This is a genomic window from Humibacillus xanthopallidus, from assembly GCF_006717145.1.
Taxonomy (GTDB): domain Bacteria; phylum Actinomycetota; class Actinomycetes; order Actinomycetales; family Dermatophilaceae; genus Humibacillus; species Humibacillus xanthopallidus.
In genome coordinates, this window is record NZ_VFQF01000001.1 from 1,326,152 (window position 1) to 1,341,015 (window position 14,864).

Sequence of the window (14,864 nt, forward strand, 5' to 3'; positions counted from 1 at the left end):
CATGACCGACCACGGATCGACCCCGGAGCACGCGCCGGACGACGCCTCGCACGATGCCCCGCGCGACGGCGAGGGCGCGGGCGTCGACGGCTACACCGGCGCGGTGAAGCCCGGCGGGCCCGCCGACGTGCGCGAGCTGCCGAGGCTGACGATCCGCAAGCTCGCGGTCTCGGAGATGTCGAACAACGCCTACCTGCTGACCTGCCGCACGACGGGGAGCCAGCTGCTCATCGACGCCGCCGACGACGCCCCCACCCTGCTCGGCCTCGTGCGCTCGGGCGGCGAGGGCCTCGACGCGGTCGTGACGACCCACCAGCACTGGGACCACGTGCGCGCCCTCGCCGACGTCGTCGCGGCCACCGGCGCGCGCACCATCGCCGGCACCGACGACGCGGCCGCCCTGCCCGTGACCGTCGACGAGACCGTGGGGCAGGGCGACACGGTGGGCTTCGGCGACGTGACCCTCTCGGTCGTGCACCTGCGCGGGCACACGCCGGGGTCGATCGCGCTCGCCTACCGCGACCCGGACGACGCCGGTGGCCGCACTCACCTCTTCACGGGCGACAGCCTCTTCCCCGGGGGCATCGGCAACACGAAGCAGCCCGGCCAGAGCTTCGGCTCCCTCATCGAGGACGTGACGACCCGCGTCTTCGACGTCTACGACGACGACACGTGGTTCTATCCCGGCCACGGCGACGACAGCACGCTCGGCGTCGAGCGACCGCACCTGCAGGAGTGGCGCGCTCGCGGCTGGTAGCCGGCCGAACGCATACCGCGTGGGCGCCGTCTGAGGAGTCTGGGATGGCCGGCGTCTCGCCGGCGTGCGGGGCTCAGGGGTGGCGGATCGGCAGCCGGACGCGCAGCACGGTGCGACCCGGCTCGGAGTCGACCTCGATGGCGCCGCCGTGGCGGTCGACGACGATCCGGCGGGCGATGTCGAGGCCGAGGCCGGTGCCCTTGCCGACCGGCTTCGTCGTGTAGAACGCCTCGAACGCGCGCTCGACCACCTCGGGTGGCATGCCCTCGCCCGTGTCGGCGACCTCGACGACGACGGCGTCACCGTCGCGACGGGTCGAGACGCGCAGGGTGCCCGACCCCTCCATCGCGTCGACGGCGTTGTCGACGAGGTTGGTCCACACCTGGTTGAGCTCACCCTCGTAGGCCGCGATGGGCGGGATGTCACCGAGTTCGCGCTCGACGACGACGCCGCCACGCAGCTTCGGCGCGAGGATGACGAGCGTGCTCTCGATGCCCTGACGCACGTCGACGCTCTGCAGCGAGCCCCGGTCCATCTGCGAGTAGGACTTGATCGCGGCGACGAGCTCCGACACGCGTCGGGTCGACTCCCTCACCTCGGACAGGAGGGTCGTGGCGCGGATCGTGCTCGCGACCCACCGGAGGGAGGGGCCGAGCACGTCGGGGCCCAGCTCGGCCGCGGCGCGGTCGCACCAGTCGCGGCCCACCCCGGCGGCGGCGAGGTCGGAGGCGACGTCCCACGGCTGCTCGACCCCGTGCTCGACGAGCCAGTCGGCGAGCTCCTCCTCGCGGTCGGCGGCCTCGAGGGGATCCTGGAGGGTGGTCGGTGCGTCGACCTCCTGACGGAGCCGGTCGAGGCTGCTGAACTGCTCTGGTGTCATCCCCCGGCCGGCCATGCTCCCCAGGGACGTGAGGAGGCGCCCGCTCACCGACGTGAGGTCGTCGGCGGCGCGTGCGGCGGCTGCGGCCGGGTTGTTGATCTCGTGGGCGAGCCCGGCCGCGAGGGTGCCCAGCGTGACGAGCGCGCCGCGCTGCCGCGCCGTGGACTCGATGGACCGGGCCGTGCCGTAGAGGCCGGCGATGAGGTGCTCGGCCATCGGCAGCCACGTGTGGGTCAGTTCGCGCAGCTCGCCGGCCGGCACGCGCAGCAGCCGTCCGCGCTCGACGCCGCGGGCGGTGGCGAGGTAGACGCCGTGCTCGTCCCAGGCCCGGAACCCGCCCGCCCACCGGCCCGGCTCGTCCATCCTGCCGACGACGACGTCCTCGCGGCCGATGTGGCGGACCAGCTCGAGCGCCCCGTCGACGAGGACCCACCAGTCGTCGGCGTGCTCGCCCTCACGGAAGAGCTCCTCGCCCGGCTGGATCTCGACCTCGGAGCCGGCGGCGAGCAGCGACCCGAGCTGCTCGTCGTCGAGGCCGCCGAAGATCGGCAGGCCGCGGAGGTCGTCGGTGCGCATCAGATCGTCGCCAAATAGCGGTGGACGAAGTAGACCGACATGGCACCCTCGCCGACGGCCGACGCCACCCGCTTCATCGAGTCCAGCCGCACGTCACCGGCGGCGAAGACGCCGGGCAGGCTCGTCTCGAGGGCGAACGGCGCCCGGGGCGCCGCGCCACCCGGAGCGGAGCCCGATGCGGAGGGTGGCGAGGAGGTCGACGCGGACGTCGCCGGAGACGTCGATGCGGCGACCGGAGCGGTGTCCATGGCCTTGAGGTCGTTGCCCGTGACGACGAATCCCTTGTCGTCCCTGCGGATCTCGTCGCCCAGCCAGTCGGTCCGAGGCGAGGCACCGATGAAGATGAAGAGCCAGCCCGCCTCGACCTCGACCCGCTCGCCCGTGTCACGGTCGGCCAGCGTGAGACGCTCGAGATGCCCGTCACCGGCCGCCGCCACGACCTCTGCGCGCAGGTGGACCTCGATCGTCTCCGAGGCGAGGATCCGCTCCACGAGGTACTCCGACATGGTCTCCTCGATCGTGGCCCCCCGGACGACGAGGTGGACCCGCTTGGCGAAGCGAGCGAGGTTGAGGGCCGCCTGGCCGGCCGAGTTGGCCGCGCCGACCACGTAGACCTCATCACCCTGGCACTGCGCGGCCTCGCTCGCGTTGGCGCCGTAGTAGACGCCGCGCCCGATGAGCTCGGGCAGGCCCTCCGCCTCGAGGGTCCGGTAGGAGACCCCCGTCGCGATGATGACGGCCCGGGCCTCGATGTCGCCCCCGTCGAAGCGGACCGCGCGCACGGGCCCTCGCGCCTCGAGGGCGACGACGTCCCGGGCCAGCACGAGCTCGGCCCCGAAGCGCCGCGCCTGGGCGAGGGCACGACCGGCGAGGTCCGCACCCGAGAGACCTCGCGGGAAGCCGAGGTAGTTCTCGATCGACGCGCTCTGCCCGGCCTGGCCCCCGGGGGCCGACTGCTCGACGACGACGGTGCTCAGACCCTCCGAGGCGGCATACACCGCGGCGGCGAGCCCCGCAGGACCGCCACCGACGATGCACACGTCGTAGAGCTCGCGCTCGGCGGTGGTCCGCAGGCCAAGGGCCGCGGCGAGCTCGAGGATCGTCGGCGCGCGGAGGACCTCGCCGTCCGGCACGAGGACGAGCGGGAGGTCGGCGGTCGCCGCGTCAGCCAGGTCGACGAGGCGGGATCCCTCCTCGTCGCGCTCGACGTCGAACCACCGGTAGGGCACGTGGTTGCGCGCGAGGAAGGTCTTGAGGTCGTGGCTTCGCTCGGACCAGCGGTGACCGACGATGCGCACGTCGGAGGTGTGCTCGGGGTGGGCACGGCGCCAGTCGCCGAGCAGGTCGTCGACCACGGGGTAGAGCCGCTCGTCCGGCGGGTCCCACGGCTTGAGCAGGTAGTGGTCGAGGCCGATCTCGTTGATCGCCGTGATGGCGACGTCGGTGTCGGCGTAGGCCGTCAGCAGCAGGAGCTTGGCGTCGGGCACCTGCTCACGCACGTGGGCGAGCAGCTCGATGCCCGACATCCCGGGCATCCGCTGGTCCGCGCACACGAGGGCGATCGGCTCGTCACGCAGCAACAGGCGGCGCATCGCCTCGAGGGCCTCGGCGCCCGAGGACGCGCGGACGACCCGGTAGTCGGCGCCGTAGCGCGACCGGAAGTCGCGGGCGATGGCAGCGGACACCATCGGGTCGTCGTCGACCGTCACGATCGTGGCCCTGCTCATGCGCACACCCTAGGAGCCAAACCCCGCGAGAGCGCGCGGTTTCACCGCGATCGAGAGGGCTCTCTCGATCAGGCTCAGGTGGTGGGCTCGGAGGCGTGGTCTCCGCCCGCCGCGATGTCCTCCGCGATCAGCGTCTCCAGCTCCGAGCGGAGGAAGTCGACGTCGTGGCTCACGTTCGTCAGCAGGATGTGGCGACGCGGGTTGTTCGCGACAGCGAGGCCGACGCCCAGGCGCGACCGTCCGTGCTTCTCCCGCCAGGCCCGCTCGAGGCGGGGTCCGCCCTCCCAGTCGACGGGGGCGTGGATCCAGCCCTGCACGTCGACCAGGTCGCCGTCGGGTCCGTGTCGTCTGTTCTTCGGGGGATCGAATCCCTCGACGGTGATTCGCTCGTCCATGCTTCGACCGTATCGGCTGCACGGCTCCGCGGGCCAGAGGTTGCCCGGATCAGTTGGTCACACGTCGGCAGCGACGCCCGCCCCCGACGGCCGCACCCGGGGCGTCGTCCTCGGGTTGCACCGGGGTGCAAGGATGCTCGCGTGAGCGTTGCCAGCACCGATCTGCCCGAAGACGACCGCCCCACCACCGCGACCCACACGGTGAGCGTTGCCGTGACGACGCTGTGGATCGGACCCGACAGCCCTCGCCCGGTCGATGCTCCCATCACAGCCGACCAGCCCGACGCCGTGGCCTGGCTCGCCGCCCTCGACGAGAACGACGCCGACGACGAGTCGGGTGACGGCCGCCTCGGCCTGCACGGCCGCGTCGAGTCGCAGCTGCTCGCGGGTGAGCCGGTCGTCGTCGTCGGGTCGGACGAGTCCGGGCGCTGGGCCGAGGTCGTTGCCCCGTGGCAGCGCTCCCCCAAGGACGAGCGCGGCTACCCCGGATGGGTGCCGGCGGCGCACCTCTCTCCCGCGGCCGGGCAGGTGCCCACCGCGCAGCCCGGTCGCGCCCCCGACCTCTCGGACCTCCTCGGCGACGTCGGGCAGCCGGACGACGGCGACCACCCCGCCGTCGTCCTCGCGCGGCAGCACCTCGGGCTGCGCTACCTCTGGTGCGGCATCTCCCCCCTCGGCTTCGACTGCTCCGGACTCGTGCTGCACACGTGGCGCCAGCTCGGTCACGTCGTCGCTCGCGACGCCTATGCCCAGGCCGAGGTGGCCGAGCCGGTCGCGCTCGACGACGTCCGGTCCGGGGACCTCTACTTCTTCGCGCACCCCGGCCGGCGCATCCACCACGTCGGCATCGTCGTGCGCCCGGGTCGCATGGTGCACGCCTCCGAGACCGGCGGCGTGCTCGTCGAGGAGGACCTGCCTCCCGAGCGCGTCGCGACCCTCGTCGCGGCGGGCCGACTGCCGTACCCGTGAGGGTCGACCACCGCACCGCGCCCCTGCTCGTCCTCGTCGGCGTGGTCTCAGTGCAGTTCGGCGGCGCCTTCGCCGCGACGCTCGTGCCGCGCATCGGCGCCACCGGCTCGGTGCTGCTGCGCCTGCTCTTCGCCACGCTGATCCTGTATGCCGCCGCCCGCCCGTCGTGGCGCGGACGCTCCCGCTCGGACTGGGTGACGGTCGGGCTCTTCGGCCTGGCCCTGGCCGCGATGAACACCAGCTTCTACGCCTCGCTCGCCCACCTGCCGATCGGCGTGGCGGTCACGATCGAGTTCCTCGGGCCCCTCACGCTGGCGGCCGTGCTCTCCCGCCGCCCGCGTGACCTCGTCGCGGTGCTGGCCGCCGGGCTCGGGGTCGCGCTCGTGTCCGGCGCCTTCGACAACGCCTGGGACCGGTTCGACAAGGTCGGCATCGCCTTCGCGGCGATCGCTGGGGCGATGTGGGCGGCATACATCGTGCTGAGCCAGCGCACGGGGCGCGCCTTCGCGGGTCTCGACGGGCTGGCCCTGGCGCTCGTCGTGTCGACGGTGCTCGTGGCGCCGCTCGGCCTGACGACGGTCGACCGCTGGACGTGGCAGGACGTCGCCCTCGGGCTCGGCATCGCCGTCCTGTCGTCCGTGCTCCCCTACTCCCTCGAGCTCGTCGCGCTGCGCCACCTCGCGCAGCGCGTCTTCGGGGTGCTGCTGAGCCTCGAGCCCGCGGTTGCGGCACTCGCCGGCTTCGTCGTCCTCAGCCAGGTGCTCGACGCGACACAGGTCGTGGGGATGGCCCTCGTCGTGACCGCGAGCGTCATCGTGCTCGGCTCGCAGCGCGGGGCGGCGGGCGGGCCGGGAGGTTCTGGGCCCACCGGTCCGACGGCCCCGGACCCGACGATCGCCCCCGGTTGACCTCGGGCTGAACCCAGGCTGCGCGCGGGGCCCACGCGCCGAGAAACCCGTTTGAGGTCAAGTCCACCTGAAGTCCTAGCCTGTGGGCATGACGACTCCCAGCGCCGCCCCCGGACGCGACGTCTCCGCCCAGGAGGAGCAGGCCGGGGTGGCCGACGCGCTCGCGCACGACCCGTCGGGAGACGCCCGGATGCCTGCCGCGTCCACCGGTGAGGGGGGCCTGCTGTCACCCGCCCTGCGCGCCACGACGATCGGCGCGCTCGCACTCGTCTCGCTGCACGCCTTCGAGGCGCTCGCCCTGACGACGGTGATGCCGACGATCGCTCGCGACCTGGACGGCGAGTCGCTCTACGCGATGGCCTTCACCGCGACGCTCGCGGCCGGCATCGTCAGCATCGTCTGGTCGGGAAACCTCGCCGACCGCAGGGGCCCCCGTCCGCCGCTCCTGCTCGGCCTCCTCCTCTTCGCCCTCGGGCTCGTGGGTGCCGGGCTCGCACCGACGATGCCCGTGCTCGTCGCGGCCCGCATCGTGCAGGGCCTCGGCGCCGGCATGACGAGCACCGCCCTCTACGTGCTCGTCACCCGGATCTACCCGCCGCGGCTGCACACCGCGATCCTCGCCGGCTTCTCGGCCGCGTGGGTCGTGCCCTCCATCGCCGGGCCGTTCGTCGCGGGCGTCATCGCCCAGACGATCGGGTGGCGGTGGGTCTTCGGCCTCGCGATCGTCGTCCTCGTGGGGGCGGCCCTGCTCCTCTCCCGCATCGTGCGCGGGCTGGGCCAGGAGGTCGTCGCCGTGCCGTGGCGGTGGCGCGCCCTCGCCGCCTCGACCGTGCTCGCGGTTGCGGTCCTCGTGCTCAACCTCGTCGCGGAGCGCCTCGACGCCCTGCCCGTCGGCGTCACCGTGCTGCTCGCCGTGGCGGCGCTCGGGGTCGTCGTGGCGGCGCTGCTGCCGCTGCTCCCCCGTCGCACCCTTCTCGCGGGCCGGGGCCTTCCGACCGACGTGCTGCTGCGCGCGCTCGCCTTCGCCGCCTTCACCGGTGCCGAGGTCTACCTGCCACGACTGCTCACCGACCGCGACGGCTTCTCACCGAGCGTCGCCGGCGTGGCTCTCACGCTGACGGGCGTCTCGTGGTTCGCCGGGTCGTGGATCCAGGGCGCGTGGGACACCCGCTTCGAGATCGGGCGCACCGCCGCCGCCTCGCTCGGGCTGATGACCGTGACCCTGGCGGCCCTAGCGACCTCTCTCTGGCTGGCGGCCCCCGCTTGGGTCGTCATCGGGCTGTTCCCGCTTCTCGGCTTCGGCATCGGAACCCTCTATCCGCGCGTCACGGCACAGGCGCTCGGCCGCGCCGGCGCCACCGAGCAGGGCTTCGTCAGCTCGGCGCTGCAGATCGGGGACTCGGCGGGTGCGGCGACCGCCCTCGCGCTGTCGGCCATCGTCTTCGCCGCCGCGGGGTCCGGCGTTCCGGCCGCGTATGTCGCCGTGCTGGGTGCCATGGCCGTGCCCGCCCTCGTCGGCTGGCTCGTCTCACACCGCGTGCGCTGAGGAGGAACCACGGCTCCCCCACGTCAACGGCCTAGGTTGGTCAGGTGAAGGCCACCGTGCTCTCGATCCACATCGCTCCCGGACGGCGCCTGCCGACCCGGTCGGTCCCGCAGGTCGTCGCCGAGGCGGGTGCCGGGCTCGTCGGGGACCGCTACCACGGCAGCAAGCACCGGCACGTGACGGTCCAGGCGATCGAGGCGCTGGAGGCTGCAGCCGACGAGCTCGGTCGCCCGGTCGACCCCGGGCTGACCCGCCGCAACATCACCGTGTCGGGCGGGTCGGTGCCGACGAAGCCGGGCACCCGGGTGACCATCGGTGACGTCGAGCTCGAGGTGGTCCGCATCGCTGCCCCGTGCCGGCTGCTCGACGACACGCTCGGCCCGGGCGCCGCCCGCGCGCTGCACGACCGTGGCGGGGCCGTGCTGCGCCTCCTCGGCTCCGGCACCATCAGCGTGGGCGATGCGGTGACCGCCGACGAGCACTGACGAAACGCCACCAGCACCGAAGAGTGCCGACGCCTGACGGACAGCGAGCCAGCCGGCGTCGACCGCTCGGTCAGGCCTTGGGTGTGTGCTCCGGGGTGGCATCGGGCACCGCCGACTCATCCGTCGCGCTCGTCTCGATGACGGCGCCGTCGGAATCGCGGGTGATGCCGTCAGCGGCGTCCTTCTTGTTGTCGCTGCGGGTCTTGAGCAGGCTCGCGACAGTCGTGACCCCGAGGATGAGCACGATCGCGCCGAGCGAGACGAGGATCGGAATGTCGGGCACGTCGAAGGGCTGGCCGCCGTTGATGAACGGCAGGTTGTTCTCGTGGAGCGCGTGCAGGAAGAGCTTGACGCCGATGAAGCCGAGCAGCACGGCCAGCCCGATGCTGAGGTAGACGAGGCGCTTGAGCAGGCCACCGATGAGGAAGTAGAGCTGGCGCAGACCCATGAGGGCGAAGATGTTCGCCGTCAGGACGAGGTAGGGCTCCTTCGTCAACCCGTAGATCGCGGGGATGGAGTCGAGGGCGAAGAGCAGGTCGGTCGTGCCGAGCGCGAGGATCACGATGAGCATCGGCGTGATGAGGCGCTTGCCGTTCTCGACGATCGTCAGGTGCGTGCCGTGCCACTCCTTCGTGGCGGGGAAGCGCTTCTCGACCCAGAGCAGGAAGCGGTTCTCGTGGTACTCGTCGTCGTCGGTCTCGCCGCCCCGGGCCAGCTTGACGGCCGTGTAGATGAGGAAAGCGCCGAAGATGTAGAACACCCAGGCGTAGGCGTTGATGACGACCGCACCGAGCGCGATGAAGACGCCGCGCAGGACGATCGCGATGATGATGCCGACCATGAGGGCCGACTGCTGGAGCTTCGGCGGCACCTTGAAGCTACCCATGATGAGCAGGAAGACGAAGAGGTTGTCGACCGACAGGGAGTACTCGGTCAGCCACCCGGCATAGAACTCACCGGCATACTGACCGCCCCACTGCCACCACACGAAGAGGCCGAAGAGCAGAGCGCAGGCCACGAAGAAGGCGAGGTGGCGTCCTGCCTCACGCATCGACGGGACGTGGGGTCGACGAGCGATGACGAAGACGTCGACGGCGAGGAAGACCGCCATCAGACCGATCGTCAGGATCCAGCCCCAGGTGGGCACGTTCATGGGCACAACCTTCCGGTCACCGAACGAATGACCGGAGGTCTCTCCCGCCCACCGACTGGTGGGCCGACGGGCCCGGGAGCGGCGGTGAAGACCGATCCGTGATGACGAGCGCGTCGCAGCAGGGATACTCCCCTCCGTGAACGCTTGATCCTCTCACCGGGGTGTCGACCACTCAACTCGGGACCGAGGGGTGGGCGCGTGACTCTGGTCACGCCCGCCAGACCCGCGGCGGGCTCTGTCGCCGACCGTGTCATCGCTCCATCATCGCGCCGGTCATCGCGTCGCCGCACTCATCTGGCGCAGCTCCTTCTTGAGGTCGCCGATCTCGTCGCGCAGCCGCGCCGCGAGCTCGAAGTGGAGCTCGGCCGCGGCCTGGTGCATCTGAGTCGTCAGCTCCTGGATGAGTCCTGCGAGCTCGGACGCCGCCATGTCGGCCGGCCGGTCGGTGCGGCCACCGGCCGACACCCCGACATCGGCCGCCATGGCGCCCCGCCCGCCTCCGCTCTTGCCGCGCGACTGCATGCGCCCGGAGCCGATGAGCTCCTGGGTGTCGGCGTCCTCGCGCTCGAGCAGGTCGGTGATGTCGGCGATCTTCTTGCGCAGCGGGGTCGGGTCGATGCCGTGCTCGGTGTTGTAGGCGATCTGCTTCTCGCGGCGCCGGTTGGTCTCGTCGAGCGCCTGCTCCATCGAGGGGGTCATCTTGTCGGCGTACATGTGCACCTGACCCGACACGTTGCGGGCGGCACGGCCGATCGTCTGGATGAGGCTGCGCGCCGAGCGGAGGAAGCCCTCCTTGTCGGCGTCGAGGATCGACACGAGCGAGACCTCGGGCAGGTCGAGACCCTCGCGGAGCAGGTTGATGCCGACGAGGACGTCGTAGACACCCTGCCGCAGCTCGCGGAGCAGCTCGACGCGGCGCAACGTGTCGATGTCGCTGTGGAGGTAACGGACCCGGATGCCCTTGTCGAGGAGGTAGTCGGTGAGGTCCTCGGCCATCTTCTTCGTCAGGGTGGTGACGAGGACGCGCTCGTTGCGCTTCGTGCGCTCCTGGATCTCGTGCATGAGGTCGTCGATCTGGCCCTTCGTGGGCTTGAGCACGACCTCGGGGTCGACGAGCCCGGTGGGGCGGATGATCTGCTCGACGGGGGGGCCGCCGGCGGCCGACTTGGCGAGCTCGTACTCCCCCGGGGTCGCGGAGAGGTAGATCGTCTGCCCGATCCGCTCGAGGAACTCCTCCCACTTCAGGGGCCGGTTGTCCATGGCGCTCGGCAGCCGGAAGCCGTGCTCGACGAGCATCCGCTTTCGCGACATGTCGCCTTCGTACATCGCGCCGATCTGGGGCACCGTCTGGTGCGACTCGTCGAGGACGAGGAGGAAGTCCTCGGGGAAGTAGTCGAGCAGGCAGTTCGGCGCCGAGCCCGCCGTGCGGCCGTCGATGTGACGGCTGTAGTTCTCGATGCCGTTGCAGAAGCCGACCTGGCGCATCATCTCGAGGTCGTAGGTCGTGCGCATGCGCAGCCGCTGGGCCTCGAGCAGCTTGCCCTGCTTCTCGAAGAGCGCGAGCTGGTCCTCGAGCTCGAGCTCGATGCCGCGGATCGCCCGCTCCATCCGCTGCGGTCCGGCGACGTAGTGCGACGCCGGGAAGACATACATCTCCTGCTCCTCGTTGACGACCTCGCCGGTCACCGGGTGCAGGGTGTAGATGCGCTCGATCTCGTCGCCGAAGAACTCGATGCGGATCGCGAGCTCCTCGTAGACCGGGATGATCTCGACGGTGTCGCCGCGCACGCGGAAGGTGCCGCGCGTGAAGGCGAGGTCGTTGCGGGTGTACTGCATCTCGACGAACCGCCGCAGCAGCTGGTCGCGCTCGATCTCGAGGCCGACGCGCAAGCGGGCCATCCGGTCGACGTACTCCTGCGGGGTGCCGAGGCCGTAGATGCACGACACCGAGGCGACGACGATCACGTCGCGCCTCGTGAGGAGCGAGTTGGTGGCCGAGTGACGCAGGCGCTCGACCTCGTCGTTGACCGAGCTGTCCTTCTCGATGTAGGTGTCGGTCTGCGGGATGTACGCCTCGGGCTGGTAGTAGTCGTAGTAGCTGACGAAGTACTCGACGGCGTTGTTGGGCAGCAGCTCACGGAACTCGTTGGCGAGCTGGGCCGCGAGCGTCTTGTTGGGCGCCATGACGAGGGTCGGCCGCTGCACCTGCTCGATGAGCCAGGCCGTCGTCGCCGACTTGCCGGTGCCGGTGGCGCCGAGCAGGACGGTGTCCTGCTCACCCGCCCGGACCCGTCGCGCGAGCTCGGCGATGGCCGTCGGCTGGTCACCGCTCGGGGTGTACTCCGAGATGACCTCGAAGGGTGCCACCGTGCGCTGCAGGTCGGTCGTGGGACGCATGCGTCAACCGTACGTCCGACCACCGACAACACCCATTCCGCGGGCGCTGCGCTCCCCCTGACCGAGGAGGTATGCCGTTCAGCCGGGTCGCGCGGTGAGCCCGGCGCAGCGCCTGGCGGCGTCCCATCCCGCGAGGAGCCGGTCGCGGGTCGCACCCGGCGCCGCCGCCCGCGGCACACCGTCGGACCCGATGACCATCGGAGACCAGGTGCCGCTGCTGACGACCGACCGCGTGTGGGGTCTGCTGCGCGCGGCCGCGACGTCGACGCTGACGGTGAGCACCCCGGTGTCGGCGGCCGGACCGTCGTTGTTGTACCAGACGAAGTTGCCCAGGCCGTAGGCCACGTAGGACCGGCCCGACCACCCCGAGCCCTGGGGCCGGTGGGCGTGTCCGCCGACGATGACGTCTGCGCCGTCGGCCGCGAGCAGCCGTGCGGTCTCACGCTGCAGGTCGTCGGCGCAGCTCGTGTACTGCGCGCCCCAGTGCAGCATGACGACGACCACGTCACTGGTCGCCGCGGCAGCGCGCACGGCCCGGCGCAGCGGTCCCGGGTCGAGGTTGGTGGCGATCCCGGGCGAGCCCGGTCGCGCGGCATGCTCCTTCGACGTGACGTCACGGATCTGCGAGGAGGCGAGCACCGCGACCGACACCCCGTGGACGTCGACGCGCAGCGGCGTGAATGCCTCCGCCTCGTCGCGCCCGATCCCGACGATCGGGATGGGCGCGTCACGGCGGGCGGCGAGGGTCTGGGCGAAGACGGCGTCGCCGAAGTCGGCCGCGTGGTTGTTGGCCATGCTGACGGCGTCGACCCCTGCACCGGCCAGGGTGGCCAGGGTGGTTACCGGTGCGCGGAAGGTGAAGTCCTTGCCCGGCAAGGGCGCTCCGCCGGTGCCGAGCGCCGTCTCGAGGTTGACCATGGCGAAGTCGGCCCGCCCGAGCGTGTCGCGCACTGCGGTCGTCAGCGGCTCGGGCCGGTCGAGCAGTCCGCGCACCTGACGCTCGAAGTGGACGTCGCCCGCGAAGGCGAGGGTGATCCGGTCACGGGGGCTCTCGGGCGCAGCCGTCGGGTTCGGCGCGGTCGGCGCGGTCGTCGGCACCCCGGCCACTGGGCCCCCGGTCGTGGAGGAGCCACGCGCGGATGGCGCGGGAGGTGTCGGACCGGGCGAGACGGCATACGCCGGGGTGGCTGTGGTGGTGGCGACTGGGGACGGTACGCGACCCTGCGCCTCGGCTCCCGCCCACAACACTGCGACCACGTCGGCCGCGAGGCAGCAGCCCAGCAGCAGCGTGGCGAGGCGCCGTCGCGGCTCGACCATCCTCCGAGGCTACGGCCGGGCGGCGACAGCGACGCGCACCTCGCGCCCGTGTCGCCCGTGTCGTCCGTGTCGTCCGTGTCCTTCTCGCCCACCAACACCCGACGGGTGCGACTCGCGCAAGCGGGTCCGTCCAGCGCCGCGCCGTGTCACCATGAGGCCGGACACCGCCGATGCCGCCAGCACCGAGCGGGCCTGCGGCCGCGTCGCGGGTGGAGCAGCTCATCACGGTGGCCTCCATCGGCCCACGCACAGAAACCCGTCGTGGGTCGTCGTCCGGCTCTACGAGGCGCACGGCGGGCGGGCACGCGCCCGGCTCGTCCCCGGCTTCGAGGCCGACGAGATCGTCGAGACCGACCTGCTCGAACGACCGCTCGCGCAACCCAAGGCCCTCGTCGACCCGGATGGCACACTGGCGCTACGACCCTTCCAGCTCGTCACCCTGCGGCTCCGACGGAGGCACCCATGAACGCCGCGCCCACCCCCGCGGCCGCGTGGCCCGACCAGCCCACGCACCGGGCCTGGCTCGACGACCACTGCCGGGCGCTGCTCGCCTTCGGAGAGCACTGCGCGGCGCCCGGCGGCGGCGCCTTCTGGCTCGACACGCACGGACGACCCGATCCCGCCCGCGGCATCCACACGTGGATCACCGCCCGCATGGTTCACGTCTACTCGCTCGGGGCCATGCTCGGAGTGCCGGGCAGCGCGCCGATCGCGGACGCGGCGCTGGCGGGCCTGACCGGGCCCCTGCGCGACGCCGAGCACGGCGGCTGGTTCCCGGCCGTCGGAGCCGACGGCCGGCCCGCCGACGGGAAGGCCTGTTACGACCACGCGTTCGTCGTGCTCGCCGCCTCGACGGCGGTCGCCGCGGGACGGCCGGGCGCGACGGACCTGCTCGCGGAGGCGCTGGACGTCTACGACCGCCGCTTCTGGGACGCCGGCACCGGACTGCCCGTCGACCTGTGGGACACGGCGTTCGAGCAGCTCGACGGCTACCGCGGGATCAACGCCGCGATGCACTCCACCGAGGCGTTGCTCGCAGCCGCCGACGTGCTCGCCGAGGTGGGGGGCGACCCCGAGGCCGCCGCGACCTGCAGGCGGCGAGCGCTCGGCATCCTCGAACGCGTGGCCGGATGGGCGAGCGAGAACGACTGGCGGGTGCCCGAGCACTTCGACGACTCCTGGCAGCCGCAGCTCGAGCACAACGCCGACCGGCCCGACGACCCCTTCAAGCCCTATGGCGCCACCATCGGCCACGGGCTCGAGTGGGCGCGGCTGCTGCTGCACGGCGAGGCCGCCGCATCCGCCGCCGGCGAGGCGCCTCCCCCCGACGCGCTCGACGCCGCCCGGTCGCTCTTCGAGAGGGCTGTGGCCGACGGCTGGGACGTCGACGGAAACCCCGGGTTCGTCTACACGACCGACTGGTCGGGTGCCCCGGTCGTGCGCGACCGCATGCACTGGGTCGCCGCCGAGGCGACGGCGACCGCTGCCGCCCTGCACCAGCGCACGGGCGAGCCGGCCTACGCCGAGCGCTACGCGGCATGGTGGGACCACATCCGCCTCGTGCTCCTCGACGACGAGCTCGGCTCGTGGCACCACCAGCTCGACTCGGCCAACGTGCCGACCGACACCGTGTGGCCCGGCAAGGCCGACCTCTACCACGCGGTCGGCGCCACGCTCGTGCCCCGGCTGCCGCTCGCACCCGCGCTGTCGGTCGCCGTGCGGCAGGCCGCCTGGCGCTGACGCCCCTCCGGGTG

The 14,864-nt window shown here is 72.2% G+C and carries 13 protein-coding genes; 7 read left to right on the forward strand and 6 right to left on the reverse strand.

Annotated elements, in window-relative coordinates; all coding sequences use genetic code 11:
- The first annotated feature begins 1 nt into the window (after position 1).
- A complete protein-coding gene (locus FHX52_RS05965) occupies positions 2 to 757 on the forward strand; it encodes an MBL fold metallo-hydrolase (protein WP_141820790.1) in 756 nt (251 codons plus the stop codon).
- 73 nt (positions 758 to 830) lie between these two features.
- On the opposite strand, the gene FHX52_RS05970 is transcribed toward FHX52_RS05965, so the two are convergent.
- From FHX52_RS05970 to FHX52_RS05980, 3 genes are all read right to left on the reverse strand, one after another.
- Positions 831 to 2,213, reverse strand: coding sequence for a sensor histidine kinase (locus FHX52_RS05970; protein ID WP_141820792.1), 1,383 nt, complete (start codon positions 2,211 to 2,213; stop codon positions 831 to 833).
- Complete coding sequence (locus FHX52_RS05975; RefSeq protein ID WP_141820794.1) at positions 2,213 to 3,940, reverse strand: NAD(P)/FAD-dependent oxidoreductase; 1,728 nt, start codon at positions 3,938 to 3,940, stop codon at positions 2,213 to 2,215. Before FHX52_RS05975 ends, FHX52_RS05970 begins: the two co-directional genes overlap by 1 nt.
- A 74-nt stretch (positions 3,941 to 4,014) precedes the next feature.
- Positions 4,015 to 4,335, reverse strand: coding sequence for a hypothetical protein (locus tag FHX52_RS05980; protein WP_141820796.1), 321 nt, complete (start codon positions 4,333 to 4,335; stop codon positions 4,015 to 4,017).
- A 141-nt stretch (positions 4,336 to 4,476) separates the two neighbouring features.
- Here FHX52_RS05980 and FHX52_RS05985 point away from each other — a divergent pair, with 141 nt between their 5' ends.
- The 4 genes from FHX52_RS05985 to FHX52_RS06000 all read left to right on the forward strand — a co-directional run bounded on the left by FHX52_RS05985 (position 4,477) and on the right by FHX52_RS06000 (position 8,243).
- Positions 4,477 to 5,304, forward strand: coding sequence for a C40 family peptidase (locus FHX52_RS05985; RefSeq protein WP_221630501.1), 828 nt, complete (start codon positions 4,477 to 4,479; stop codon positions 5,302 to 5,304).
- Positions 5,301 to 6,212, forward strand: a complete 912-nt coding sequence (locus tag FHX52_RS05990; RefSeq protein WP_141820797.1) for an EamA family transporter — start codon at positions 5,301 to 5,303, stop codon at positions 6,210 to 6,212. Before FHX52_RS05985 ends, FHX52_RS05990 begins: the two co-directional genes overlap by 4 nt.
- Positions 6,213 to 6,300: 88 nt before the next feature.
- The gene (locus FHX52_RS05995; protein WP_141820799.1) at positions 6,301 to 7,758 is read left to right on the forward strand and encodes an MFS transporter; all 1,458 of its coding nucleotides are present in this window, start codon (positions 6,301 to 6,303) and stop codon (positions 7,756 to 7,758) included.
- Positions 7,759 to 7,802: 44 nt separating this feature from the next.
- Positions 7,803 to 8,243 carry an MOSC domain-containing protein gene (locus FHX52_RS06000; RefSeq protein WP_141820801.1) on the forward strand — a complete coding sequence of 147 codons (441 nt, stop codon included), beginning with the start codon at positions 7,803 to 7,805 and terminating at the stop codon, positions 8,241 to 8,243.
- Between the two features lie 70 nt (positions 8,244 to 8,313).
- On the opposite strand, the gene FHX52_RS06005 is transcribed toward FHX52_RS06000, so the two are convergent.
- The 3 genes from FHX52_RS06005 to FHX52_RS06015 all read right to left on the reverse strand — a co-directional run bounded on the left by FHX52_RS06005 (position 8,314) and on the right by FHX52_RS06015 (position 13,110).
- The gene (locus FHX52_RS06005) at positions 8,314 to 9,396 is read right to left on the reverse strand and encodes a TerC family protein (RefSeq protein WP_141820803.1); all 1,083 of its coding nucleotides are present in this window, start codon (positions 9,394 to 9,396) and stop codon (positions 8,314 to 8,316) included.
- 273 nt (positions 9,397 to 9,669) lie between these two features.
- The gene (gene uvrB, locus FHX52_RS06010; protein ID WP_141820805.1) at positions 9,670 to 11,793 is read right to left on the reverse strand and encodes an excinuclease ABC subunit UvrB; all 2,124 of its coding nucleotides are present in this window, start codon (positions 11,791 to 11,793) and stop codon (positions 9,670 to 9,672) included.
- Between the two features lie 78 nt (positions 11,794 to 11,871).
- Entirely contained in the window at positions 11,872 to 13,110 is a 1,239-nt protein-coding gene (locus FHX52_RS06015; protein WP_141820807.1) for a CapA family protein, read from the reverse strand.
- Positions 13,111 to 13,261: 151 nt separating this feature from the next.
- Between FHX52_RS06015 and FHX52_RS23760 the strand changes: the two genes are divergently transcribed.
- Together FHX52_RS23760 and FHX52_RS06025 are read left to right on the forward strand one after the other, a co-directional pair.
- A complete protein-coding gene (locus FHX52_RS23760; protein ID WP_185747097.1) occupies positions 13,262 to 13,576 on the forward strand; it encodes a glycosyl hydrolase-related protein in 315 nt (104 codons plus the stop codon).
- Positions 13,573 to 14,850 carry an AGE family epimerase/isomerase gene (locus FHX52_RS06025; protein WP_141820809.1) on the forward strand — a complete coding sequence of 426 codons (1,278 nt, stop codon included), beginning with the start codon at positions 13,573 to 13,575 and terminating at the stop codon, positions 14,848 to 14,850. The genes FHX52_RS23760 and FHX52_RS06025 overlap by 4 nt, the downstream gene beginning before the upstream one ends.
- The last annotated feature ends 14 nt before the right edge of the window (positions 14,851 to 14,864 follow it).

What these genes read in the sequence shown, in the direction of transcription:
- FHX52_RS06015 (WP_141820807.1), bottom strand. Translation starts at nt 13,110, where the DNA reads ATGGTCGAGCCGCGACGGCGCCTCGCCACGCTGCTGCTGGGCTGCTGC.
- uvrB (WP_141820805.1), bottom strand. Translation starts at nt 11,793, where the DNA reads ATGCGTCCCACGACCGACCTGCAGCGCACGGTGGCACCCTTCGAGGTC.
- FHX52_RS06025 (WP_141820809.1), top strand. Translation starts at nt 13,573, where the DNA reads ATGAACGCCGCGCCCACCCCCGCGGCCGCGTGGCCCGACCAGCCCACG.
- FHX52_RS05995 (WP_141820799.1), top strand. Translation starts at nt 6,301, where the DNA reads ATGACGACTCCCAGCGCCGCCCCCGGACGCGACGTCTCCGCCCAGGAG.
- FHX52_RS23760 (WP_185747097.1), top strand. Translation starts at nt 13,262, where the DNA reads ATGAGGCCGGACACCGCCGATGCCGCCAGCACCGAGCGGGCCTGCGGC.
- FHX52_RS06005 (WP_141820803.1), bottom strand. Translation starts at nt 9,396, where the DNA reads ATGAACGTGCCCACCTGGGGCTGGATCCTGACGATCGGTCTGATGGCG.
- FHX52_RS05975 (WP_141820794.1), bottom strand. Translation starts at nt 3,940, where the DNA reads ATGAGCAGGGCCACGATCGTGACGGTCGACGACGACCCGATGGTGTCC.
- FHX52_RS05965 (WP_141820790.1), top strand. Translation starts at nt 2, where the DNA reads ATGACCGACCACGGATCGACCCCGGAGCACGCGCCGGACGACGCCTCG.
- FHX52_RS05980 (WP_141820796.1), bottom strand. Translation starts at nt 4,335, where the DNA reads ATGGACGAGCGAATCACCGTCGAGGGATTCGATCCCCCGAAGAACAGA.
- FHX52_RS05970 (WP_141820792.1), bottom strand. Translation starts at nt 2,213, where the DNA reads ATGCGCACCGACGACCTCCGCGGCCTGCCGATCTTCGGCGGCCTCGAC.